Source organism: Collimonas silvisoli, from assembly GCF_018305005.1.
GTDB classification, from domain to species: domain Bacteria; phylum Pseudomonadota; class Gammaproteobacteria; order Burkholderiales; family Burkholderiaceae_D; genus Collimonas; species Collimonas silvisoli.
The window spans coordinates 1-4,460 of sequence record NZ_JAGQEG010000182.1 but is presented as its reverse complement, the minus strand read 5'-3'; the positions used below and the strand labels follow the sequence as shown (position 1 = coordinate 4,460).

Annotated in this window: 4 protein-coding genes and 1 pseudogene; 3 read left to right on the top strand and 2 right to left on the bottom strand. The window is 54.8% G+C overall.

From position 1 onward, the window contains the following. A pseudogene (locus KHU33_RS25560) lies at window positions 1–517 on the top strand (hypothetical protein); the annotation flags it as partial. Window positions 518–621: 104 nt separating this feature from the next. Here KHU33_RS25560 and KHU33_RS25555 read toward each other — a convergent pair. Further along, entirely contained in the window at window positions 622–1,164 is a 543-nt protein-coding gene (locus KHU33_RS25555) for an FKBP-type peptidyl-prolyl cis-trans isomerase (RefSeq protein ID WP_211451556.1), read from the bottom strand. A gap of 180 nt (window positions 1,165–1,344) precedes the next feature. Between KHU33_RS25555 and KHU33_RS25550 the strand changes: the two genes are divergently transcribed. Together KHU33_RS25550 and KHU33_RS25545 are read left to right on the top strand one after the other, a co-directional pair. Next, on the top strand, window positions 1,345–2,463 hold the full coding sequence (locus tag KHU33_RS25550) for a cupin domain-containing protein (RefSeq protein ID WP_211468271.1): 1,119 nt from the start codon (window positions 1,345–1,347) through the stop codon (window positions 2,461–2,463). Between the two features lie 598 nt (window positions 2,464–3,061). Further along, entirely contained in the window at window positions 3,062–3,373 is a 312-nt protein-coding gene (locus KHU33_RS25545; RefSeq protein ID WP_211468269.1) for a hypothetical protein, read from the top strand. A gap of 110 nt (window positions 3,374–3,483) precedes the next feature. Here the strand turns inward: KHU33_RS25545 and KHU33_RS25540 are convergent, their stop codons facing one another. Continuing rightward, window positions 3,484–4,260: an MBL fold metallo-hydrolase gene (locus KHU33_RS25540; protein WP_211468267.1), complete on the bottom strand. Its 777-nt coding sequence runs from the start codon at window positions 4,258–4,260 to the stop codon at window positions 3,484–3,486. Window positions 4,261–4,460: the final 200 nt, after the last annotated feature.

Below are 4,460 nucleotides of genomic sequence, written 5' to 3'. Positions count from 1 at the left end.
AAAATTCCGTAGCTACGTAGAGAATGCGCGCTGGGAAATCGGCAATGTGACATTTGCCACCATCAACCTGCCTGCCGCTAATAATCACTATCTGGCGGAAGGCGGCCGCAACAGCGAATTCGAAGACCGGCAAATCGCCAATCGGGAATGGCTGCAGCGGATTTTCTTGAATGCGTCGCAAAAAAAATCCGATGCGGTGGTGCTGTTTTGCGACGGCGACCCGCTGGCTACCCAGCGTCATCGCGTATTCGATTTCAATATCAAACGCGACGGCTTTGCCGATATCCGCCAGCGCATCAATTCGCATGCTGCGCATTTTGACGGCAAGGTGCTGGTGATCCATGGCCAGGGACGGCCGGGGACCGGCGCGCCAAAACCGGCAGCCATCGTCTGGCAACGCAATCTGGGGGATCTGGAAGTCCCCGGCGGCTGGCTGAAGATCAACGTCGACCCGGCCGATCCGAAATTGTTCGAACTCGGCAAACCGGCCGAGCAGCCGGCGCTATCGCGGCGTTAGCCATGTCGCGGGCAGCCGCATAAAAACAAAAGCCGCAGAACATGAATGTCTGCGGCTTTTTTTAATGCGTCGTCTTGGCTATCGCGACGCAAAACACTGATGACTTAGTGGATAGGGTGACTGCGGAAATGATCGTCAGCGCCATCATCGTCCAGATCGTCGTGATGGTGGCCGTGCGCACCGTGCACATGCTGATGGGCGATTTCTTCTTCCGAAGCTGCGCGGACTTCCGTCACGCTCAGATCGAAACGCAGAGCAATCCCGGCCAGTGGATGATTACCGTCGAGTACAACCTTGTCGTCGGCAATGTCAGTCACCGTAAAAATCAATGCCTGCTCTTCTTCATCCTCGTTGTCCGGCGTGCCTTCGAATTGCATGCCGACTTCCAACGGTGTCGGCAAGCGATTGCGTGGCTCTATCTTGACCAGATTCGAGTCGTACTCGCCAAATGCATCGTCCGGCTCGACTTGCAGTTCGGTTTGATAGCCGACTTCCTTGCCATCCAGTGCTTCTTCGATTTTCGGCAGCGTGTTTTCGTAACCGCCGTGCAAATACACCATCGGTTCGCTGCTTTCTTCGATCAGATTGCCTTGGGCATCTGACAATTTGTAGCGTACAGTCACTACCGTATTTTTGGCAATCTTCATGATCATTCCTTTCATTTAACATGCGTTCGGATTATACCCGCCCGGACGGTCCAGCCTTGCCGATGCAGCAAAAAATTAGGCAAGCGGCCCCAATCATAGGTCAACAACAGCACCTTGATCGAGCGCTGAATCGTCATTCCTGCCCCGATTCTAAGCCATGCAACCCGATATAATGACGGCATGAAAAATTTCACACTCCTGGGCGGCCTGTCGCCCGCGCAATTCTTACGCGATTACTGGCATAAAAAACCCTTGCTGATTCGCCAAGCCCTGCCTGGTTTCACTCCTCTGCTGTCAGCCGAAGCCTTGTTTGAACTGGCCCAGCGGGACGACGTCGAATCGCGGCTGGTGACCCATTTCAAGCAGCAATGGCAAGTCACCAACGGCCCCACGGATCTGCCGGGCACGCGCCAAAATGACTGGACCCTGCTGGTGCAAGGCGTCAACCTGCACGACGATAACGCCGACGCCCTGCTGCGCCAGTTCCGCTTCATTCCCGATGCGCGGCTGGACGATCTGATGATCAGCTACGCCACCGATAACGGCGGCGTCGGCCCGCATTTCGACTCTTACGACGTGTTTCTGCTGCAGGCCCACGGCCAGCGGCGCTGGAAAATCGGCGCCACCCAGGATTTGACGCTGGTGGAAGGCAGCGCGCTGAAGATACTCAAGAACTTCGAGCCCGAGCAGGAATTCATCCTGGAGCCCGGCGACATGCTCTACCTGCCGCCCCAATACGCCCACGACGGCACGGCAATCGGCGAATGCATGACTTATTCGATCGGTTTTCGCGCGCCGCCGTTTCAAGAGCTGGGCGAGGCATTCCTGCAGTTCATGGCGGATTCCATCGACCTGCCCGGGCGCTACGCCGATCCGGATCTGCAAGCCAGCAAACATCCGGCCGAAATCGGCAGCAGCATGCTGACGCAAATCTCGGACGAACTCAATAAAGTCCGCTTCACCGAGGACGACATTGCGATTTTCGTCGGCGAATATCTATCCGAACCGAAGGCCAATGTATTTTTTGAATCGCCGGCGCGGCCCCTGACGCTGGCCCGCTTTACCGCTGCATTAAACAAGCGTGGCGTGGCGCTATCGCGCAAAACCCAGATGCTGTATCGCGGCAAGCACGTATTTATCAACGGCGAATCATTCGCCGCCGGACGTGCCGATAAAACATCGTTGACATTGCTGGCCGACCAGCGCCGGCTCGATAGCGAAGCCGCCGCCAAAGTCTCGACCGACGTCCTGGAAGCGCTCTACACCTGGTACGAGGACGGCTGGATTACGCTCGGCTGATTGCAGTCCGGCGGCTTCAGGCTTGGCGGCCATGCCTGAAGCGTGCCGCCTACCGGGATAAGGTAAAAGACGGCAGGTTTTTGTGGCTGCTGCTTTAAATAAGAAGACCATATTGAAGAGATTCGCCTAAAACCTTGGAACAGAAAAAATAAGATTTTGTTTTAATGCCACGAATAATAAAATAAATATCGAAATTAATATTTGATCCGATTTGCATAAATATTATCTTCAATTGACGTTATTTAACAAATAACCATCAAAAACAACCGTTCCTTAAACATTTGCTACGGGCGCTCATATAGCGACAATGAATACACTTTCAGCGACAAATTGAACGAGTACAGTTACCGCCGATCGTCAACAAAATAAAAGCAGCTAGCCGGACATGCGAAACCGCTGTTGCATTGATACAAATTCTTACCAAATAGCAAACCGTTAATGTCTTATTTAACAAAATCCGGCTATAATTCTGAGCTGGAAAGTTTTTGTTGCATCGCGATGCGCAGTCCCGGCAAAGCACTGCGAAAACATCCTGTAGAGCGATAATTACCGGTAATTATTCATCGCAAAATTTTTGATTACTACTGAAGGAACATTCATGAAAAAAACACTGTTGATCGCATCCCTGTTGGCTCTGACTCTGGCTGCTTGCGGCAAAAAAGACGAAGCTCCTGCTGCTGACGCTTCTGCTGCAGCTCCAATGGCCGCTCCTGCTGCCGCTGCTGCTTCTGCTGCATCCGACGCTGCTGCTGCTGCAACTGCCGCTGGTTCCGCTGCTGCTGACGCTGCAACTGCTGCCGGCTCCGCCGCTGCCGCTGCTGGTTCCGCTGCTGCTGATGCTGCTCACACAGCTGTTGACGCTGCTGCTGACGCTGCCAAAGCTGCTGCCGCACCTGCTGCCTCCAAGTAATCATTGGTTGCTTGAAAAAAGCCGACCCTTGGGTCGGCTTTTTTATTGCCTGAGCTACTCTCGAAATATCGGGCAAGGATCGAACCCGCGCCGCGCGGCAATTGACCGCGTCATAGTTCTATCCAGCCAAAGCCCTCTTCCTGGCACGCTATCGTCACTTCCACTGATTCGCCATGCCGTGCGCTGCACAGCGCCGCATACGCCAACTCCGGCAGATTATTGCGCGCACTCAGATGGGCGCCGACCACCTTGCGCAAACGCGACTGGTCCAGCGCCGCCAGAATCTCACGCGCAGCATCGTTCGACAAATGGCCGTACTGGCCGCCAATGCGGCGCTTCAGCGAAGCCGGATAAGCCGAATCGCTGAGCATCTGCCGATCGTGATTGCATTCCAGTACCAGCGCATCGCTGCCGCTTAGCGCCTGCACCAGATGCTCGGTAAGTTTACCGGCGTCGGTGAGCACGCCCAGCTGGCGATCGCCATCCGTGGCGACGTACTGAACCGGCTCCCGTGCATCATGCGGAACCGTGTAAGGCATTAACTGAAGATCGCCGATGGCGAAAGTATCGCCGTCGCGGCAAAAATTGAGCGCGACATCGGCCGCGCTGTCCTGGCGCAAGGCTTGATAGGTACCGTAGGTGAGCCACACCGGCAGGCGATGGCGGCGGGCGAATTTGAAAACGCCGCCGATATGATCCTGATGCTCGTGGGTGACGATAATTGCAGAAAGTGCGGCGCCATCCAGGCCCAGGCGGGCCAGGCGGCGTTCGGTTTCCCGAATGCCAAAGCCGCAATCAAGCATCACGTTAGTAGTCGTGCTGCCTGATGTTGCTGAAATCAGCAATGCGTTGCCTTCGCTGCCACTCCCCAGACTTGCAAATTTCAAGAGTGGTTCCTAGCAGGAAAACAAGCGCATCGCGTCTTTACGACTGCCGAGCAGTTTATTACTTCAGCTGTTCGTTCAGCAAAGCCAGAATCTTGTCGGAAGTTTTCGACAGTTCAGGTTTGCCATCCTTGTTCAACACAGCCACCTGGCTGCCGGCGTCGGTGCCTTTGACCGAGATACGGTAGCTAGCTGCATTTTTG